General features: G+C 63.2%; 16 protein-coding genes. 9 read left to right on the top strand and 7 right to left on the bottom strand.

The window, feature by feature from the left end; translation table 11 throughout:
* Positions 1 to 104: 104 nt before the first annotated feature.
* Complete coding sequence (locus HGO40_RS24110; protein WP_250965057.1) at positions 105 to 1,421, top strand: bifunctional DedA family/phosphatase PAP2 family protein; 1,317 nt, start codon at positions 105 to 107, stop codon at positions 1,419 to 1,421.
* Between the two features lie 277 nt (positions 1,422 to 1,698).
* On the opposite strand, the gene HGO40_RS24105 is transcribed toward HGO40_RS24110, so the two are convergent.
* The 3 genes from HGO40_RS24105 to HGO40_RS24095 are packed head-to-tail and all read right to left on the bottom strand — an operon-like array spanning position 1,699 to position 3,378.
* Positions 1,699 to 2,289: an LON peptidase substrate-binding domain-containing protein gene (locus tag HGO40_RS24105; RefSeq protein ID WP_186706578.1), complete on the bottom strand. Its 591-nt coding sequence runs from the start codon at positions 2,287 to 2,289 to the stop codon at positions 1,699 to 1,701.
* Positions 2,290 to 2,299: 10 nt separating this feature from the next.
* Positions 2,300 to 3,016, bottom strand: coding sequence for an LrgB family protein (locus tag HGO40_RS24100; protein WP_250965056.1), 717 nt, complete (start codon positions 3,014 to 3,016; stop codon positions 2,300 to 2,302).
* Positions 3,013 to 3,378, bottom strand: a complete 366-nt coding sequence (locus tag HGO40_RS24095; protein WP_250965055.1) for a CidA/LrgA family protein — start codon at positions 3,376 to 3,378, stop codon at positions 3,013 to 3,015. Before HGO40_RS24095 ends, HGO40_RS24100 begins: the two co-directional genes overlap by 4 nt.
* A gap of 349 nt (positions 3,379 to 3,727) precedes the next feature.
* On the opposite strand from HGO40_RS24095, the gene HGO40_RS24090 reads away from it, so the two are divergent.
* From HGO40_RS24090 to HGO40_RS24080, 3 genes are all read left to right on the top strand, one after another.
* On the top strand, positions 3,728 to 4,183 hold the full coding sequence (locus tag HGO40_RS24090; RefSeq protein ID WP_250965054.1) for a MaoC family dehydratase: 456 nt from the start codon (positions 3,728 to 3,730) through the stop codon (positions 4,181 to 4,183).
* Positions 4,184 to 4,285: 102 nt separating this feature from the next.
* Complete coding sequence (locus HGO40_RS24085; RefSeq protein WP_250965053.1) at positions 4,286 to 6,004, top strand: C13 family peptidase; 1,719 nt, start codon at positions 4,286 to 4,288, stop codon at positions 6,002 to 6,004.
* 27 nt (positions 6,005 to 6,031) lie between these two features.
* Positions 6,032 to 6,673: an oxidoreductase gene (locus HGO40_RS24080; RefSeq protein ID WP_250965052.1), complete on the top strand. Its 642-nt coding sequence runs from the start codon at positions 6,032 to 6,034 to the stop codon at positions 6,671 to 6,673.
* A 271-nt stretch (positions 6,674 to 6,944) separates the two neighbouring features.
* On the opposite strand, the gene HGO40_RS24075 is transcribed toward HGO40_RS24080, so the two are convergent.
* From HGO40_RS24075 to HGO40_RS24060, 4 genes are all read right to left on the bottom strand, one after another.
* On the bottom strand, positions 6,945 to 7,229 hold the full coding sequence (locus HGO40_RS24075; protein ID WP_250965051.1) for a YceK/YidQ family lipoprotein: 285 nt from the start codon (positions 7,227 to 7,229) through the stop codon (positions 6,945 to 6,947).
* Positions 7,222 to 7,854: a flavin prenyltransferase UbiX gene (gene ubiX / locus HGO40_RS24070; protein WP_053189919.1), complete on the bottom strand. Its 633-nt coding sequence runs from the start codon at positions 7,852 to 7,854 to the stop codon at positions 7,222 to 7,224. Before ubiX ends, HGO40_RS24075 begins: the two co-directional genes overlap by 8 nt.
* Positions 7,851 to 9,200, bottom strand: coding sequence for a UDP-N-acetylmuramate:L-alanyl-gamma-D-glutamyl-meso-diaminopimelate ligase (mpl, locus tag HGO40_RS24065; RefSeq protein WP_250965050.1), 1,350 nt, complete (start codon positions 9,198 to 9,200; stop codon positions 7,851 to 7,853). The genes ubiX and mpl overlap by 4 nt, the downstream gene beginning before the upstream one ends.
* A 382-nt stretch (positions 9,201 to 9,582) precedes the next feature.
* Positions 9,583 to 11,502, bottom strand: coding sequence for a sigma-54-dependent Fis family transcriptional regulator (locus HGO40_RS24060; RefSeq protein WP_250965049.1), 1,920 nt, complete (start codon positions 11,500 to 11,502; stop codon positions 9,583 to 9,585).
* 544 nt (positions 11,503 to 12,046) lie between these two features.
* Here HGO40_RS24060 and exaC point away from each other — a divergent pair.
* From exaC to HGO40_RS24035, 5 genes are all read left to right on the top strand, one after another.
* Positions 12,047 to 13,567, top strand: coding sequence for an acetaldehyde dehydrogenase ExaC (gene exaC / locus HGO40_RS24055; protein WP_250965048.1), 1,521 nt, complete (start codon positions 12,047 to 12,049; stop codon positions 13,565 to 13,567).
* 266 nt (positions 13,568 to 13,833) lie between these two features.
* Positions 13,834 to 15,282: an ethanolamine permease gene (gene eat, locus HGO40_RS24050; protein WP_250965047.1), complete on the top strand. Its 1,449-nt coding sequence runs from the start codon at positions 13,834 to 13,836 to the stop codon at positions 15,280 to 15,282.
* Between the two features lie 57 nt (positions 15,283 to 15,339).
* Complete coding sequence (locus HGO40_RS24045; protein ID WP_250965046.1) at positions 15,340 to 16,734, top strand: ethanolamine ammonia-lyase subunit EutB; 1,395 nt, start codon at positions 15,340 to 15,342, stop codon at positions 16,732 to 16,734.
* A gap of 10 nt (positions 16,735 to 16,744) precedes the next feature.
* A complete protein-coding gene (gene eutC / locus HGO40_RS24040; protein ID WP_250965045.1) occupies positions 16,745 to 17,569 on the top strand; it encodes an ethanolamine ammonia-lyase subunit EutC in 825 nt (274 codons plus the stop codon).
* A gap of 107 nt (positions 17,570 to 17,676) precedes the next feature.
* On the top strand, positions 17,677 to 18,141 hold the full coding sequence (locus tag HGO40_RS24035; protein WP_250965044.1) for a GNAT family N-acetyltransferase: 465 nt from the start codon (positions 17,677 to 17,679) through the stop codon (positions 18,139 to 18,141).
* Positions 18,142 to 18,531 lie beyond the last annotated feature (390 nt).

Here is an 18,531-nt window from a genome sequence, read left to right as displayed (position 1 = left end):
AGCTCGCTCCCACAGTTGAGCTTCAGTGGTCACAGGTTTTGTGTTCGCAACAGAACCCCATGTAAAAAACTGCATGCCCATCACTATTCAATGGAGTTGTTCTTATGGGCCCATGGCTCGATAGCATCACCGCCTGGCTGACCGTCAACCCGCAATGGCTGGCGGTGGCGGTTTTTGTCGTTGCTTGCGTGGAATGCCTGGCCATCGCCGGGTTGATCGTGCCGGGCACGGTGCTGTTGTTTGCGATTGCGGTGCTGGCCGGCAGCGGCGCGTTGTCCTTGGGCGAGACGCTGCTGCTGGGGCTGCTCGGAGGCCTGCTGGGGGACTTGGTGTCGTATTTACTCGGCCGGCAGTTCCACCAGAACATCCGGCGCCTGCCGGGGCTGCGGCAGCACCCGGAATGGATGAGCGCGGCGGAAAGCTATTTCCAGCGCTACGGCATCGCCAGCCTGCTGGTGGGCCGCTTTATCGGCCCGCTGCGGCCCATGTTGCCGATGGTGGCCGGCATGTGCGACATGCCGTTCCCGCGCTTCGCCGCCGTCAGCGTGTTGGCCGCCGCCGGCTGGACCGTGGCGTACCTGTTGCCGGGCTGGGCCACCGGGGCGGCGTTTCGCCTGCCGCTGCCCGAGGGTTTCTGGCCCCAGGCCGGCGTGGTCATCGGCAGCATCGCGGTGATGATCGGACTGAGCGTCAACAGCACCCTGCGTCGCCATCGCCATGCCACGGCGCTGATCGCCGGCATCGGCCTGGTGATCCTGAGCGGCCTGTTCATCGGCTTTCGCTACCTGACGGCGTTCGACCAAGGCTTGATGGCCCTGGTCCAGGAGCATCGCAGCGCGACGCTGGATGAAATCGCCGTGACCTTCACCCTGATCGGCGAATTCCGCTACATGTTGATTGTCTGCAGCTTGGTGACCGCGCTGCTGCTGTTGGCACGGCAATGGCGCCAGGCGATCTTTGCCGGCGGCACGATGCTGTTCACCGCCCTGGCCAATACCGGCTGCAAACACTTCTTTGCCCGGGTGCGCCCGGAAATCCTCACCGACCCACTGACCAGCTACAGCATGCCCAGCGGCCACTCTTCCGGGGCATTCGCGCTGTTCCTGTCCCTCGCCGTGCTGGCCGGCCGCGGCCAACCGCCACGCCTGCGCCTGACCTGGCTGTTGCTGGGCTGCTTGCCGGCCTTGGCCATCGCCCTGTCGCGGGTCTACCTGGGAGCGCATTGGCCGAGCGACATCGTCGCCGGGGCGATGCTCGCCGCCAGCATCTGTGCCGCCGCCCTATGGCTGAGCCAGCGCCAGACCCTGCTGCCGGCCATGCCACCGAAAGTCTGGTGGCTGGTCCTGCCGGCGCTGACGGCGGCGTTCAGCTTCTTCGCCCTGCGGCACTTGCCCCATGCGATGTTGCGGTATGCCTATTGAACACACTATTTGTGGGCACTGAAGATCCCCTGTGGGAGCGAGCCTGCTCGCGAAGACGGCGGCACAGTCACCCTTGATGCAAGCTGACCCACCGCTTTCGCGAGCAAGCTCGCTCCCACAGGAGGCTGTGGCGAACATCAATCCCGCAATCAACATAAAACCATTGTGGGAGCGAGCATGCTCGCGATGGCGGCGGCACATTCAACATTGACGCAGCTGATCCACCGCTATCGCGAGCAAGCTCGCTCCCACAGGGGCCAGCCCTATCAGTGAGGGATCAGGCGAACAGTTCGCCCTGCAACTCATCGAGCAACGCCTGGATCGCATCCAACCGCTGCTGGGGATCATCGAGTTGCAGCAGGTCGATCTTGTCCAGCTCATTGAATGGCAACAGGTAGGCCAGTTGATTGGCCAGCGATTGCTGGCCGGTGGCTTCGGTGCCCATGTTCAGCGCCTCGACCATCGGGTGCTCGGCCAGGGCCTTGAGCAGCGCCACCAGGTCGGCATCTTCGTCTTGCAGCGGTTGTTCCGGCTCGTCTTCCAGCCACTCGACCTCGGCCACCGTGAGTTGATCGGCCTGGACACTGCTGCTGTGCACCAGAAAACGCCGTCCGCCCTGCACGCGAATCCCCAGCAAGCCATTGTCCTGCTGGGAAAAATCGGTAATCAGCGCCTCACAACCGACCCGCGCATAACCTTCAGGCGCGACGCCGACTTCCTCGCCATCGAGGATGCACACCACACCAAAGCCTTCGCCCTTTTTCATGCAGCGCCCGATCATGTCGAGGTAACGCGCCTCGAAAATCTGCAAGTCGAGGATGCAACCGGGGAACAGCACGGTGTTCAACGGGAAAAGCGGCAAGCTCATAACCAATTCCTTAAACCGTCATCGACACCACCAACGGCAGCAACACCGCCGTGGCCACGCCCATCAGACTCATTGCCAGCGCCGCGAAGGCACCCGACTCCTCGCTTTCCTGCAACGCCACCGACGTGCCCACCGCATGGGCCGCCAACCCCAGGGCCATGCCTCGGGCCTCAGGGCTATGGACACCCAACCGGGTCAGAATACTCGGGCCGAGAATCGCCCCGAGCACCCCGGTGATCAACACGAACACTGCCGCCATGGCCGCCACGCCGCCGATCTGCTCGGCCACCAGCATGGCGATCGGCGAAGTCACCGACTTGGGCGCCATGGTCATCAGGATCATGTGCTCGGCGCCAAAGGCCCAGCCCAACACCACTGCAGAGCCCGTGGCAAACACCCCGGCTATCACCAGCGTAGTAAAAATCGGCCAGAACAACTGCCGGATCCGTCGCAGGTTCAAATACAGCGGCACCGCCAGGGCGACCGTGGCCGGGCCCAGCAGGATGCTGAGGATCTCGGTGCTCTTGCGGTACTCGGCATAACCGATGCCACAGCCCCCCAGCACGCCGATCAACAGCACCATCGACATCAGCACCGGTTGCAGGAACACCCAGCGGGTCTTTTCGTACGCCGCCAGCACCAGTTGGTAGGCGCCCAGGGTTATGCCAATGCCGAACAGCGGATGATGGATGACCGAGGTCCAGGCGCCCTGCCAATCGAGCATCATTGGCTGTCCTCCGGAGCGGCGACGTGGCGACGGGCCAGGCGCTGCATCAGCACGCCCGTCAGCGCCACGGACAGCACCAGGGACAAGGTCAACGCGCCAACGATGGCCCAGAAATCGGCGGCAATCGCCCCGGCGTAGACCATCACCCCTACCGCAGGCGGCACCAGCAGCAACGGCAGGTAACGCAGCAGACTGCCGGCGGCCAGGTTCAACGGCTCGCTGACTTCGCCGCGCATCACCAGATACCCCAGCAGCAACAGCAGGCCAATGATCGGCCCCGGCAGTACCGGCAGGAACAAATGATTGATCGCAGTGCCCAGCAATTGAAACAGCACCAGCCAGGTCAGGCCCCGTAGCAACATCCGCTCTATCCCCCCGCAACAGCCCCAATGAACGCGCCAATTCGGTTCACGACATGATTCTGTGGCGAGGGAGCTTGCTCCCGCTTGAGTGCGAAGCGCTCATAAAATGGGGCCGCTGCGCAGCCCAGCGGGAGCAAGCTCCCTCGCCACAATCGAACACGCACGTTGAATGAACCGAATTGCAAAGAATGCGCCGGCATTATAAGCATGCCCGCGCTATGGTTCGGCATTCGTAAAAAGCATGGTCGATGACCTTCCCGGCCCGCCATGTTGATCTACAGTGGTTTTCCGGGGACGCAAAATCCCCGCTCCAGAAAAAGTAAAAACGATGAACCCAAGGAGAGTCTCAATGCCCTACGTCCCCGTTGCAGCGCTCAAAGATTATGTCGGCCAGGAACTTGGACGTTCCGATTGGCTTACCATCGACCAGGACCGCATCAACCTGTTCGCCGAAGCCACTGGCGACTTTCAGTTCATCCACGTCGATCCGGTCAAGGCCGCGCAGACCCCGTTCGGCAGCACCATCGCCCACGGTTTCCTGTCGCTGTCGCTGATGCCCAAGTTGATGGAAGACATCCTGATCCTGCCCGAGGGCGTGAAGATGGTCGTCAACTACGGGCTGGACAGCGTGCGCTTCATCCATCCGGTGAAGGTCGATTCCAAGGTCCGGCTCAAGGTCGACCTGGTGGAAGTCACCGAGAAAAAACCCGGCCAATGGCTGCTCAAGGCCACCGCCACCCTGGAAATCGAAGGTTCGGAAAAACCGGCCTACATCGCCGAGCCGCTGTCGCTCTGCTTCGTGTAAACCTGCGCACATGCGAAACCGTCCAGGCAGTTTCGCATCGCTTCTCTATATCCGGGAGCCAAAGCTGCGGCATACTCGTGGCCTGATGACCTGGATCCCGTTATGCGCTTACTCGTCCCACTGACCCTGACCCTGTTGCTCACCGCCTGTGGCGCCGGCGAATCGCCGCTGCCTCCCGACGCGCGCCTGCCCGACGGCGGCCGCTACCGTGGCGACCTGGTGGACGGGCTGCTGCAGGGCCAGGGGCGCATCGACTACCCCAACGGCAGTTGGTACGCCGGGCAGTTCGACAAGGGTCAATGGCACGGCACCGGGGAATGGCATGGCAGCAACGGCGAGGTCTATCGCGGCCAGTTCCACCAGGGCCTGTTTCATGGCCAGGGCAGCCTGACCACACCCACCAGCAGCTACACCGGCGGCTTCAAGCTGGGGCGACGGGACGGTGAAGGGACGCTCAAGGAAAACGGCATGACCTACCGGGGCGAAATCAAGGCCGACCGCTATTCCGGCCTCGGACGCTTGGAACTCGACGACGGCAGCCAGTACCAGGGCCCCTTCGTCAACGGCAAGCCCAACGGTGAAGGCCAGCGCTTCGACGCCAGCGGCAACCAGTTCACCGGGCACTTTGTCGATGGGCAACTACAAGGCAAAGGCACCTTCAACAGTGCCGAAGGCGATGTCTACATTGGCGGTTTCCGGAACAACCAGCTCAACGGTCGCGGTCGCTACGAAAATGCCGACGGCGATGTCTGGATCGGCCAGTTCAAGGACGGCGCACTGACCGGCAAGGGCGAACTGATCGGCGCCGACGGCAGCCACTACCTCGGTCGATTCAATGATTGGCGCTTTACCGGCGAGGGCCGCCTGAACCTGCCCGACGGCAGTTTCTACATTGGCCAGTTCGAGGCCGACAGCTATCATGGGCGCGGCACCCTGGTGCTCACCGATGGCACGGTGCAAAGCGGCACCTGGGCCAACGGCCAACGGGTGCGCGACGCCGACGGCAGGCTGCTGCCGGATGTGCTCGAACTCGGCCTGCTGGCCCAGGGCCGCCTGCTGGAGGATGCCCTGGCGAACATCCCGGCCTCGACCCCGGCGGTGGAGCTGTACAGCCTGACCCTGGGCGGCGACGGCAAGCAAAGCGTGTTCCTGCGCGAATCCGACTATGTCGCCAACATGCTCGCCAGCCGCTTTGGCGCGTTCGGGCAGATCCGCCTGGTGAACCACCGCGACCACCTCGGCGACCGGCCCATGGCCAGCCGTGAAAGCCTGCGCCGCGCCGCCGCCACCCTGGCCGAACGCAGCGGCCCGGAAGACCTGATTTTCATCTACCTGACCAGCCACGGCACCAGCGAGCACGAACTGGTGCTCGACCAGCCGCGCATGGAACTGGCCGCCCTGCCCGCCGACGAACTGGCGGTGGTCCTCGCACCACTGAAGAATCGCGACAAGATTGTGGTGATCTCGGCCTGTTATTCCGGCGGTTTCATCCCGGCGCTCAAGGACGAACGCACGCTGATCATGACCGCCTCCCGGGCCGACCGGGTGTCCTTCGGCTGCTCCGAGGAAGCCAACTTCACCTATTTCGGCGATGCCCTGTTCGCCCAGGCACTGAACCAGACCGACGACCTGGAGCAGGCCTTCAAACGGGCCAAGGGCATCGTTGCCGAGCGCGAGCAGGCAGACAACTTCGAAGCCTCGGAACCGCAGATCTGGGCGCCAAGGACGGTCCTGTCCCACTGGCAATTGCTGCGCAAGCAGCAGGCGCGAAAAGCATTGCAAAGTGCGGCATTGAACGACGAGGCGACAAAGAGCAACTAAGCTGAACCGTATCAAGGGGGAAACACTATGTACTTGACGCCTCAGCATGTTTTGCTCGCCGGTGCGACCGGATTGACCGGGGAACACCTACTGGACCGGCTGCTCAACGAGCCGACCATCACCCGTGTATTGGCGCCTTCACGCCGGCCACTGGCCGAGCATCCACACTTGGAAAACCCGGTAGGGGCGCCGGCCCAGGTGCTGCCACAACTCAGTGGCCAGGTCGACATTGCCTTTTGCTGCCTTGGCACCACCCTCAAGAAAGCCGGCTCCGAGCAAGCCTTCCGCGCGGTGGACCTGGACCTGGTCCTGGCGTTTGCCAAGCGCGCCCGGGAACTGGGCGCACGGCATTTGGTGGTGATCAGCGCGTTGGGGGCCGATGCCAAGTCATCGCTCTTCTACAACCGGGTCAAGGGTGAGATGGAGGCGGCCCTCAAGGCCCAGGGCTGGCCGCAACTGACCATTTGCCGCCCTTCCCTGCTGCTGGGCGACCGCGTCGAACCGCGCCTGGCCGAGCAACTGGCCGGGCCGTTGTCGAAGCTGATCCCCGGCAAATACCATGGCATCGAAGCCTGCCAACTGGCCCGGGCCATGTGGCGTCTGGCGCTGGAAGAACAGGAGGGGGTGCGGGTGGTGGAGTCGGATGAGGTGCGCAGGCTTGGCAAATAGCCCTGTGGTGCCTGGACAGAAGCCATCGCGAGCAAGCTCGCTCCCACAAGGATTGAGTTCCAACCCGGTCCACTGTGGGAGCGAGCTTGCTCGCGATGGGCGCACCACCAATCCAAAGCCAGCCACCCATTGTGGCGAGGGAGCTTGCTCCCGCTCGACTGCGCAGCAGTCGCCTTGGATTTCAGGGGAAAAAGCTTGGGGCCGCTTCAGCCCAGCGGGAGCAAGCTCCCTCGCCACAGGTTCCGGGCAAATCAAGGCACCGTGGTGTTTGTTACAACCCGCCCGTGGCCTGAAATCCCACACCTAATGCCGTGAACAACGACAACGGCAACAACAAGGTATCCAACAGCGCACTCCCCGGCAGGTCCACGCCCGGGTAACTCGGCGCCTCGGCCCCAAAGCGGTCCTTGGCGCAGCAGCCACCCTTCAGGGCATACAAGTCCAGGCGCGTGCCGGCGTAGACCACCGGCGCGCCAGGCTTGGCCGCGTCGAGGGTGCGGGCGGTGGCGCAGCCGGTCAGTTGCAGCGCCAGCAGCACGATCAGCAGCTTATTCATCACTGCTCAAATGATGCTCGCCCCAACGGGGCAACATGTCCTGGGGAATGTTCAGCAGATTGAGGATCCGCGCGACCACGAAATCGATCAGGTCGTCGATGGTCTGCGGCTGGTGATAGAACCCCGGCGACGCCGGCAGGATGGTCACGCCCATGTTCGACAGTTTGAGCATGTGCTCCAGGTGAATGCTCGAATACGGCGCTTCCCGCGGCACCAGAATCAACTGGCGGCGCTCCTTGAGCGTGACGTCCGCCGCCCGTTCGATGAGGTTGTTGCAGGCCCCGGTGGCAATCGCCGACAGCGTCCCGGTGGAACACGGCACCACCACCATCGCTGCTGGCGCGCCGGAGCCCGAGGCCACCGGCGACATCCAGTCTTCCTTGCCGTACACACGAATCTGCCCCGCCGCCGCACCGGTGTATTCGGTGAGGAAGGCCTGCATCATCTGGGTCTTGGACGGCAGGGTCACGTCGGTCTCGGTGGCCATCACCAGTTGCGCGGCCTTGGAGATCAGGAAATGCACTTCGCGGTCCTCGCGCACCAGGCAATCGAGCAGGCGCAAGCCGTACTGGGCGCCGGACGCACCGGTCATCGCCAGCGTGATGCGTTCCGGGCCGTTGCTCATTTCAGCGCCTCGGCGAGTTTGCCGTGCAGGCCGCCGAAGCCGCCGTTGCTCATGATCACCACGTGGGTGCCGGGCTGGGCCTGGCTCTTCACGCGCTCGATGATGCCCTCCAGGGAATCGCTGACAATCGACGGCACCGTGCACAGCGCGGCGGTGGCGCCGAGGTCCCAGCCGAGGTTGGCCGGTGCGTACCAGATCACCTGGTCGGCATCGACCACGCTTTCCGGCAGGCCGTCGCGGTGGGCGCCGAGCTTCATGGAATTGGAACGCGGCTCGATGATCGCCACCAGCGGCGCGTCACCGATGCGCTTGCGCAGGCCGTCGAGGGTAGTGGCGATGGCCGTTGGGTGGTGGGCGAAGTCGTCATAAATGGTGATGCCGTTGACCTCGGCGACTTTCTCCATTCGCCGCTTCACGCTTTTAAACGCGCTCAACGCGGCAATACCCATGGACGGCACCACGCCGACATGACGGGCTGCCGCCAGGGTCGCCAAGGCATTGGCAACGTTGTGCTGGCCGGTCATGTCCCACTCGACCACGCCTTGGGACTGGCCTTCGAACATCACTTCGAATTGCGAACCGTCATCCTTGAGCAACTTCACCTGCCACTGACCGCCCGCGCCGGTGGTCTGCACCGGGGTCCAGCAACCCATTTCAATGACGCGCTGCAACGCCGGCTCGGTGGTCGGGTGAATCACCAGGCCTTCGCTGGGGATGATGCGCACCAAGTGGTGGAACTGCCGCTCGATGGCCGGTAGATCGGGGAAGATGTCGGCATGATCGAACTCAAGGTTGTTGAGGATCGCCGTGCGTGGACGGTAGTGGACGAATTTCGAACGCTTATCGAAAAACGCGCTGTCGTACTCATCGGCTTCGATCACGAAGAACGGTGTGCCACCCAGGCGCGCCGACACCGAGAAATTCTGCGGCACGCCACCGATCAGGAAGCCCGGGCTCATGCCCGCGTGCTCCAACACCCAGGCGAGCATGCTGCTGGTGGTGGTCTTGCCATGGGTGCCGGCCACGGCCAGGACCCAACGGCCCTGCAACACGTGATCGGCCAGCCATTGCGGCCCGGATACGTAGGGCAGGCCTTTGTTGAGCACGTACTCCACCGCCGGGTTGCCACGGGACATGGCGTTGCCGATCACCACCAGGTCCGGTGCGGGGTCCAGTTGCGCCGGGTCATAGCCTTGGGTCAGCTCGATGCCCTGGGCCTCCAGCTGCGTGCTCATCGGCGGGTAGACGTTGGCGTCGGAACCGGTCACGTGATGGCCCAGCTCCTTGGCCAGGACCGCCATCGAACCCATGAAAGTGCCGCAAATACCGAGAATATGGATGTGCATAGTCGACCTCGTAAACATGGCCGCAGGTTAGCGTAGGGAGGGGAAAATCGCACCTTGTGTTTGAGCCCCACACCGAGATCCAGTGTGGGAGCGAGCTTGCTCGCGAAAGCGGTGGTTCAGGTTGCATCCATGTTGAATGGACAGGCCCCTTCGCGAGCAAGCTCGCTCCCACAGTTGACCGCACAACCCCGGCTTGCTACTGGCTGCTTTTGTGGCGAGGGAGCTTGCTCCCGCTCGCCTGCGCAGCAGTCGCCTTCGGTTTCAGGGTGGGAAAAAAGCTTGGGGCTGCTGCGCAGCCCAGCGGGAGCAAGCTCCCTCGCCACAAAAGCAGTCAGTTGCCAAGCAGTCAGCAGTCAGCAGTCAGCAGTCAGCAGTCAGCAGTTCAATTGTCAGTGGCACAGCGGGCAATCGCGTGTTTGCGCAGCTTGCGGTAAAGGGTATTGCGGCTGATGCCCAATTGTTCGGCGGTGTGGGTCATGTGCCAGCGCTGGCGTTCCAGCGCATCGAGCAATGCCACGCGCTCGGCATCTGCCAGCGGGTGTTCAGTCGGGGCTTCAACCGGCGTAACCGGACGCTGGCGGATCATCGCCGGCAAATCCTCCAGCCCAATCCGCCCGCCATCGCACAACGCGGCAAGGGTGCGCAGCACATTGCGCAGTTGTCGCACGTTGCCCGGCCAGTCGAAACCCAGCAATGCCTGGCGCGCCGGCTCGTCGATGAACACCGGCTCGGCGCCGCTCTCTTCAGCCAACAGGAAATCCAGCAACTGCGACTTGTCACTGCGTTCGCGCAACGCCGGGAGGGGGATTTCCAAGCCATTGAGGCGGTAATACAAATCTTCGCGAAAACTGCCATCGCGAACGCGGTCGAGCAGTTGCCGGTGAGTGGCGCTGATGATGCGCACGTTCACCGGCTCGGGCTCGCCGCCGATGGGCACCACCTGGCGATCTTCCAACACCCGCAGCAAGCGCGTCTGCAAGGCCAGGGGCATGTCGCCGATTTCATCGAGGAACAGCGTACCGCCGTCGGCCTGTTGCAGCTTGCCGCGCATGCCCTCCTTGCGTGCGCCGGTAAAACTGCCGCCGCGATAACCGAACAGCTCGCTCTCGATCAGGCTTTCCGGGATGGCCGCGCAGTTGAGGGCGACGAAGTTTTTCCCGGCGCGCTGGCTGGCGTGGTGCACGGCCTTGGCGAACGCCTCCTTGCCGGAGCCGGTTTCACCCTGGATCAGCAGCGGCACATCGCGCTCGTAGACCCGCAGCGCCTTGCGAAAATGCTCCTGCAACGCCGCGTCGCCCAGGCAGATGCCCGGCAGCCGCGCGGGCTCGATGGCCTTGAGCAACGGCGCGACCGGCACCGGCACGCTGCGGGGCTGGCCACGCAACACGGCGAACAAATGCCGGCCGTCACGGGTGCGCAACGGCCAACTGGCGCTGGCCTGGGCGCTGGCCCGGCCCAGCAACTCGTCCAGTGAACAGTCGAAGAAGTCCTCGACCCGCTGACCGAGCAAGCCTCCGCGAATATGTCCCAAGAGATTGAGCGCGCTCTGATTGACCGCGCAGATCCGCCCGTCGCCGTCGAAGGCCATCAAGCCTTCGCTGAACAGTCCTACGGACTCGGCCTGCAAGTGGAAGCGCAGCAGCCATTGATTGTCGAAGCAACGCAGGAAGTAGCAGCTCTCGATCATCTTCGCCGAGAGATTGACCAAGGCCATGGTGTGGAACTGGCTCTGGCGCGACACGTCCGGCCGGGCCGACGACACGTCGAGCACCGCCAGCAATTCGCCGTGGGGATCGAACACCGGGCTGGCCGAGCAAGTCAGGCCGGTGTGTCGACCACGAAAGTGTTCTTCCTGGTGAATGGTCAGGGCCTGGCGTTCCACCAGGCAGGTGCCGATGCCGTTGGTGCCTTCGCAGGCTTCGCTCCAGTCGGCGCCGAGCCAGAGGCCGGCCCGTTCGAAAATCTTCCGTTCGCTGGGGGCGGTGACGCAGTTGAGGATCACGCCGCGGGCGTCGGTCAGCAGCACCGCGTGGCCGGCGCCGGAGAGTTGCTGGTGCAGGCTGGTCATTTCATTGCCAGCGATGTGCAGCACTTGCTGCAAGCGCTCGCGGCTCTCCAGCACCCGGCCATGCTCAAGCACCGTCGGCGCCAGGTTCTGGGCCGGGTCGAGGTGATAGTCCTCGAGGCAGCGCAGCCAGGAACGGGCGATCGACGGATCGCTGCCAGGGCCCTGCAAATGGGCCTTGCCCTGGGTGACCGTCAGGACTTGCTGGGCATGGCGACTCAAGTGGTTGCTGTGCATTTTTTTATTGTTCTCCCCGAAGGATCTGCCTCACTGGAGCAACTGGTGAATATCCAACTGTGAACACCCAACCTTGTGGCGAGGGAGCTTGCTCCCGCTGGGCTGCGCAGCAGCCCCAAAACCTGAGTTTGCGGTGTATCAGGCTGACCGAATTGGCTTTGGGGGACCGCTTCGCGGTCCAGCGGGAGCAAGCTCCCTCGCCACAAAAGCGGTCTTGTCACCCAAACAGTCCTGCAAGAGAAGCAGTCTTGCCACAAAAGCGCTCCGTCCATGGCCTCGCCGTCGGAGCCAGCATCCTCCAGCCCAACCGCCTTTGCAATGCTGGCGCGACCTGCCGGTCACAGACTGTCTCGCATCTGGCACAAACTGTCACACCCGCTGTATCGCAAGCGTCACACAGCCCCTCCGTTTGTCTGGCCAACTCCTCCTAAAGTCTTGATTTCCGGGCCCTGCAAGGCAATGGCCCAACCTTTGCTCTAGGCTTAAGTACCAGCGCGAATTTGCGCGGCTCCCTAATAAGCACAAAAGCCAAGGAGAACTCATCATGCGTTACGCTCACCCCGGTACTGAAGGCGCTATCGTTTCGTTCAAGGCTAAATACGGTAACTACATCGGCGGCGAGTTCGTCGCGCCTGTCAAAGGTCAGTACTTCACCAACACATCCCCGGTCAATGGCCAGCCCATTGCCGAATTCCCGCGCTCCACGGCCGAAGACATCGACAAAGCCCTGGACGCCGCCCACGCCGCCGCCGATGCCTGGGGCGCCACGTCGGTCCAGGCCCGTTCGCTGATCCTGCTGAAAATCGCCGACCGCATCGAAGCCAACCTTGAAGTGCTGGCGATCACCGAATCCTGGGACAACGGCAAGGCCGTGCGCGAAACCCTCACCGCCGACATCCCCCTGGCCGCCGACCACTTCCGCTACTTCGCCGGTTGCCTGCGGGCCCAGGAAGGCAGCGCCGCCGAGATCGACGGCAACACCGTGGCCTACCACATCCACGAACCGCTGGGCGTGGTCGGGCAGATCATCCCTTGGAACTTCCCGCTGCTGATGGCCGCCTGGAAACTCGCCCCGGCCCTGGCCGCCGGTAACTGCGTGGTGCTCAAGCCCGCCGAGCAAACCCCGCTGGGCATCTGCGTGCTCATGGAGCTGATCGGCGACCTGCTGCCACCCGGCGTGCTGAACGTGGTGCAAGGTTTCGGCAAAGAAGCCGGCGAAGCCCTCGCCACCAGCAAGCGCATCGCCAAGATCGCCTTCACCGGCTCGACCCCGGTGGGCTCGCACATCATGAAATGCGCCGCCGAAAACATCATCCCGTCCACCGTGGAGCTGGGCGGCAAGTCGCCGAACATCTTCTTCGAAGACATCATGCAGGCCGAGCCGAGCTTCATCGAAAAAGCCGCCGAAGGCCTGGTGCTGGCGTTCTTCAACCAGGGCGAAGTCTGCACTTGCCCATCCCGCGCCCTGGTGCAGGAGTCGATCTACGACGAATTCATGCAAGTGGTGATGAAGAAAGTCCTGCAGATCAAACGCGGCGACCCGCTGGACACCGACACCATGGTCGGCGCCCAGGCGTCCGAGCAGCAATTCGACAAGATTCTTTCGTACCTGGACATCGCCCAGGGCGAAGGCGCCGAGCTGTTGACCGGCGGCAAGGTGGAAAAACTCGAGGGCAACCTGGCGACCGGGTATTACATCCAGCCGACCCTGCTCAAGGGCACCAACAAGATGCGTGTGTTCCAGGAAGAAATCTTCGGCCCAGTGGTGAGCATCACCACCTTCAAGGACGAAGCCGAAGCCCTGGCGATCGCCAACGACACCGAGTTCGGCCTCGGCGCCGGCCTCTGGACCCGCGACATCAACCGCGCCTACCGCATGGGCCGGGCGATCAAGGCCGGTCGCGTCTGGACCAACTGCTACCACCTGTACCCGGCGCACGCCGCGTTCGGTGGCTACAAGAAGTCCGGCGTCGGGCGTGAGACGCACAAGATGATGCTCGATCATTACCAGCAGACCAAGAATTTGCTGGTGAGCTACGACATCAATCCGTTGGGGTTCTTCTAAGCCCTTGGGGCCAGGCAGGTCATTCTGCCTGGCCCTTTAGATCGCTATCGCGAGCAGGCTCGCTCCCACAGGGATTTGTGGATAACTCTCCTTCAGGGTTGAAGTAGATCCACTGTGGGAGCGAGCTTGCTCGCGAAGGCGGTCGTACCTTCAACATCTAAGTGACTGACACACTGCTTTCGCGAGCAAGCCCGCTCCCACAGGGGTAATGCGCCACTCCGGCGATCAGGTTGGATAAAACAACAATAAAAAACAGGTAAACCCTTATGCCAAGCGATCATGCAAACCCGCAACCGGCAACGTCCTCGGTCGACTTCGAAAAAGTCGGTTCCGAATATTTCCAACAACGCGAACTGAAAAAAGGCGCGGCGGGCTGGGTCCTGCTGGTGGGCCTGGGCGTGGCCTATGTCATTTCCGGTGACTACGCCGGCGGGAACTTCGGCCTGGCTCAGGGCGGCTGGGGCGGGATGTTCCTCGCCACGCTGCTGATGGCCGCGATGTACCTGTGCATGTGTTTTTCCCTCGCCGAGCTGTCCTCGATGATCCCCACCGCCGGCGGCGGCTACGGGTTTGCCCGCAGCGCCTTCGGGCCCTGGGGCGGGTTTCTCACGGGCACGGCAATTTTGATCGAATACGCCATCGCCCCGGCGGCGATTGCCGTGTTCATCGGCGCCTATTGCCAGTCGCTGTTCGGCATTGGCGGCTGGATGATCTACCTGGCGTTCTACATCATCTTCATCGCCATCCACATATTTGGCGTCGGCGAAGCGCTCAAGCTGATGTTCATCATCACCGCCGTCGCCGCCCTGGCGCTGGGGGTTTTCCTGGTGGCGATGGTGCCGCACTTCAACGTCGCCAACCTGTTGGACATCCCGGTCAAGGAAGCGGGCGGCGCCAGTCCGTTCCTGCCGTTCGGCTACGTCGGCGTCTGGGCGGCGATCCCTTATGCCATCTGGTTTTTCCTCGCCGTGGAAGGCGTGCCCCTGGCCGCTGAAGAAACCAAGAACCCCAAGCGCGACCTGCCACGCGGCCTGATCGGCGCCATGCTGGTGCTGGTGGCCTTCGCCCTGCTGATCCTGGTGATTGGCCCGGGCGGCGCCGGCTCCAACGCGCTGATGACCTCGGGCAACCCGCTGGTGGAAGCCCTGGCCAAGGCCTACGGCGGTTCGACCTGGATGGGCAGCTTCGTCAATCTCGTCGGCCTGGCCGGTTTGATCGCCAGTTTCTTCTCGATCATCTATGCCTACTCGCGACAGATCTTCGCCTTGTCCCGCGCCGGCTACCTGCCACGCAAACTCTCGGAAACCAATAAAAGCAAGGCACCGGTCCTGGCACTGGTGATTCCCGGCATCATCGGTTTCGGCCTGTCCTTGACCGGCCAGGGCGACTTGCTGATTCTGGTGGCGGTGTTCGGCGCGACCATCTCCTACGTGCTGATGATGGCCGCGCACATCACCCTGCGCATCCGTCGCCCCAAAATGGACCGGCCATACCGCACACCGGGCGGCATCTTCACTTCGGGCGTGGCCCTGGTGTTGGCGTGCATCGCCGTGGTGGCGGGCTTCCTGGTCGATCCTCGAGTGGTGATCGGCGCCGCGATCATCTATGGAGTGCTAATTGCTTACTTTGCTTTCTACAGTCGGCATCACTTGGTCGCAGGCACGCCCGAAGAGGAATTCGCGGCCATTCAAAAAGCCGAAGAAGCCTTGCACTAAGCCGTAACGTGCCGAAAACCACGGCGCCGCCCCGCGGCGCCGTCACGGAGAACCTGTATGGCCAGCTTTGCACACACGGTCGGCGCCCAGACCTACCGCTTCGACAGCCTCAAAGACCTGATGGCCAAGGCCAGCCCGGCCCGTGCCGGGGACTTCCTGGCCGAGATCGCCGCCCTCAACGATGGCGAGCGCGTGGCCGCGCAAATGGCGTTGGCCGACCTGCCCCTCAGCCATTTCCTGCAAGAAATGCTGATTCCTTACGAGGTCGACGAAGTCACCCGGCTGATCGTCGACACCCACGACAAACAAGCTTTTGCCACCGTCAGCCACCTCACCGTCGGCGGTTTCCGCGACTGGCTGCTCAGCGACGCCGCCGATGAACAGAGCCTGCGCGCCCTGGCCCCGGGCCTGACGCCGGAAATGGTCGCCGCCGTCTCGATAATCATGCGCGTGCAGGATCTGGTGCTGGTGGCGCAGAAAATCCGCGTCGTCACCAAATTCCGCGGCACCCTCGGCCTGCGCGGGCGCCTGTCCACCCGCCTGCAACCCAACCACCCCACCGACGAACCCGCCGGCATCGCCGCGAGCATCCTCGACGGCCTGCTCTTCGGCAACGGCGACGCCATGATCGGCATCAACCCGGCCACCGACAGCACCGCCTCGATCTGCGCCATGCTGGAAATGCTCGACGCCATCATCCAGCGCTACGACATCCCCACCCAGGGCTGCGTACTGACCCACGTCACCACCTCCATCGAGGCGGCGAACCGTGGCGTGCCCCTGGACCTGGTGTTCCAATCCATCGCCGGCACCGCAGCGGCCAACGCCAGTTTTGGCATCAGCCTGAACATCTTGAAGGAAGGCTACGACGCCGGGCTCAGCCTGAATCGCGGCACCCTCGGCAACACCCTGATGTATTTCGAAACCGGCCAGGGCAGCGCGCTGTCGGCCAACGCCCACCCCGGCGTCGATCAACAGACCTGCGAGACCCGGGCCTACGCGGTGGCGCGACATTTCAACCCGTTCCTGGTGAACACGGTTGTAGGCTTCATCGGCCCGGAATACCTCTACAACGGCAAACAAATCATCCGCGCCGGCCTCGAAGACCACTTCTGCGGCAAGTTGCTGGGCGTGCCTATGGGCTGCGACATCTGCTACACCAACCACGCCGAAGCCGACCAGGACGACATGGACACCCTGCTGACCCTGCTGGGCGTGGCCGGGATCAACTTCATCATGGGCATCCCCGGCTCCGACGACATCATGCTCAACTACCAGACCACCTCGTTCCACGACGCCCTCTACGCCCGCCAGACCCTGGGCCTGAAACCGGCGCCGGAATTCGAAACCTGGCTCGCGAACATGGGCATCTTCACCCAGGCCGATGGCCGGGTGCGGTTCGGCGACAACCTGCCACCAGCGTTTCGTCATGCCTTAGCGCACTTGGGATAAGAGACCTGCCATGGATAAATCACCTGTCGATCCACAAAACCCCTGGCTGAACCTGCGCAACCTCACCCCGGCGCGCATCGCCCTGGGCCGCACCGGCACCAGCCTGCCGACCTCGGCGCAACTGGATTTCCAATTCGCCCACGCCCAGGCCCGTGATGCCGTGCACCTGGCGTTCGACCACCAGGGCATTCGCGACCAACTGGATGAACGCGGCCGTGAGAGCCTGTTGCTCCATAGCGCGGCCAGCGCCCGCAACAGTTATCTACAGCGCCCGGACCTGGGCCGACGGCTCGATGAGGCATCCGCGCAAACCCTGGACGCGTACGCGGCGGCCCATCCGGGCGGCGTGGACCTGGCCATTGTCGTGGCTGCCGGCCTGTCGGCGCTGGCCGTGCATCGGCATACCTTGCCGTTCCTGGCGCGACTGGAAGAACAGATCACCGCTGAAGGCTGGTCGGTGTCGCCCATCGTCTTGGTGGAGCAAGGCCGCGTCGCCGTGGCCGATGAAGTGGCCGAACGGCTCGGTGCCAAGATGTCGGTGATCCTGATCGGCGAACGCCCCGGCCTCAGCTCCCCCGACAGCCTGGGACTGTATTTCACCTACGCCCCCAAGGTTGGCCTGAACGATGCCTATCGCAACTGCATCTCCAACGTGCGCCTCGAAGGCCTGAGCTACGGCATGGCGGCCCATCGTCTTATCTACCTGATGCGCGAGGCCTGCCGCCGACAGCTCTCGGGGGTCAATCTGAAGGACGAAGCCCAGGTAAACACTCTAGAGTCGGAAAACGCTGCCGATATGAAAGGTAATTTCCTACTGGCGCCGCCCCGCGACTGATCCGTTTATCCGATTGCGTTTTTGATCCGCTTTCAGGCAGCATCAAAAGCACGGCAGCGCGACAGTGTTGTCTGAATATCTGTCGACCCTTGCAGACGAGACCTACCATGCGGATTATCCAAGCAACCCTGGAACACCTGGACCTGCTGACCCCATTGTTCGTCAAATACCGGGAGTTCTACGGCTCACTGCCCTATCCGGATTCGTCCCGGGCCTTCCTCGAAAAGCGCCTGCGCCGCAAAGAGTCGGTGATCTACCTGGCCCGGCCCGATGACGATGACAACCGGCTGCTGGGCTTCTGCCAGCTCTACCCGAGCTACTCCTCCCTGTCCCTCAAGCGCGTGTGGATCCTCAACGACATCTACGTCGCCGAAGACGCCCGCCGCCAGCTGGTGGCCGACAACCTGATCCGCACCGCAAAAAAAATGGCCAAGGACACCACCGCCGTCCGCATGCGCGTCTCCCCCAGCAGCAACAACGAAGTCGCGCAGAAGACCTACGAGTCGATCGGCTTCAAGGAAGACACCGAGTTCAAGAACTACGTGCTGCCGATCAGCGAAGATTTGACCTGATGACCGCGGACTGATCGTCCCCACGCTCCGCGTGGGAGCGATCAAACCTCTGTGGCCGAGTGAAACCCTTGTGGCCAGGGAGCTTGCTCCCGCTGGGCTGCGCAGCAGCCCCAATCCCTGACCATGTGGTACATCAGGATGACCGCGATGGCTGCTGTTGGGACCGCTTCGCGCTCCAGCGGGAGCAAGCTCCCTCGCCACACAAGACAGCCTGCGCCAGCACCCATTACAGACCCAACAACCAAAGCCCCCCTTAGCACCACCGTCCTTGTGACGGAATGAAACTTCGTGGCCGAGTGAAACCCTTGTGGCGAGGGAGCTTGCTCCCGCTGGGCTGCGCAGCAGCCCCAATCCCTGAGCACGCGGTACATCAGGATGACCGCGGTGGCA

It is taken from the genome of Pseudomonas sp. CG7, assembly GCF_023701885.1.
GTDB lineage: Bacteria > Pseudomonadota > Gammaproteobacteria > Pseudomonadales > Pseudomonadaceae > Aquipseudomonas > Aquipseudomonas zanjanensis.
This window is presented reverse-complemented; position numbering and strand designations above follow the sequence as displayed.

Excerpts from the sequence above, each read along its gene's own strand:
- HGO40_RS24085 (WP_250965053.1), top strand. The coding sequence starts at position 4,286 with ATGCGCTTACTCGTCCCACTGACCCTGACCCTGTTGCTCACCGCCTGT.
- HGO40_RS24110 (WP_250965057.1), top strand. The coding sequence starts at position 105 with ATGGGCCCATGGCTCGATAGCATCACCGCCTGGCTGACCGTCAACCCG.
- eutC (WP_250965045.1), top strand. The coding sequence starts at position 16,745 with ATGGATAAATCACCTGTCGATCCACAAAACCCCTGGCTGAACCTGCGC.
- mpl (WP_250965050.1), bottom strand. The coding sequence starts at position 9,200 with ATGCACATCCATATTCTCGGTATTTGCGGCACTTTCATGGGTTCGATG.
- HGO40_RS24045 (WP_250965046.1), top strand. The coding sequence starts at position 15,340 with ATGGCCAGCTTTGCACACACGGTCGGCGCCCAGACCTACCGCTTCGAC.
- eat (WP_250965047.1), top strand. The coding sequence starts at position 13,834 with ATGCCAAGCGATCATGCAAACCCGCAACCGGCAACGTCCTCGGTCGAC.
- HGO40_RS24105 (WP_186706578.1), bottom strand. The coding sequence starts at position 2,289 with ATGAGCTTGCCGCTTTTCCCGTTGAACACCGTGCTGTTCCCCGGTTGC.
- exaC (WP_250965048.1), top strand. The coding sequence starts at position 12,047 with ATGCGTTACGCTCACCCCGGTACTGAAGGCGCTATCGTTTCGTTCAAG.
- HGO40_RS24080 (WP_250965052.1), top strand. The coding sequence starts at position 6,032 with ATGTACTTGACGCCTCAGCATGTTTTGCTCGCCGGTGCGACCGGATTG.
- HGO40_RS24075 (WP_250965051.1), bottom strand. The coding sequence starts at position 7,229 with ATGAATAAGCTGCTGATCGTGCTGCTGGCGCTGCAACTGACCGGCTGC.
- HGO40_RS24095 (WP_250965055.1), bottom strand. The coding sequence starts at position 3,378 with ATGTTGCTACGGGGCCTGACCTGGCTGGTGCTGTTTCAATTGCTGGGC.
- HGO40_RS24090 (WP_250965054.1), top strand. The coding sequence starts at position 3,728 with ATGCCCTACGTCCCCGTTGCAGCGCTCAAAGATTATGTCGGCCAGGAA.
- HGO40_RS24035 (WP_250965044.1), top strand. The coding sequence starts at position 17,677 with ATGCGGATTATCCAAGCAACCCTGGAACACCTGGACCTGCTGACCCCA.
- ubiX (WP_053189919.1), bottom strand. The coding sequence starts at position 7,854 with ATGAGCAACGGCCCGGAACGCATCACGCTGGCGATGACCGGTGCGTCC.
- HGO40_RS24100 (WP_250965056.1), bottom strand. The coding sequence starts at position 3,016 with ATGATGCTCGATTGGCAGGGCGCCTGGACCTCGGTCATCCATCATCCG.
- HGO40_RS24060 (WP_250965049.1), bottom strand. The coding sequence starts at position 11,502 with ATGCACAGCAACCACTTGAGTCGCCATGCCCAGCAAGTCCTGACGGTC.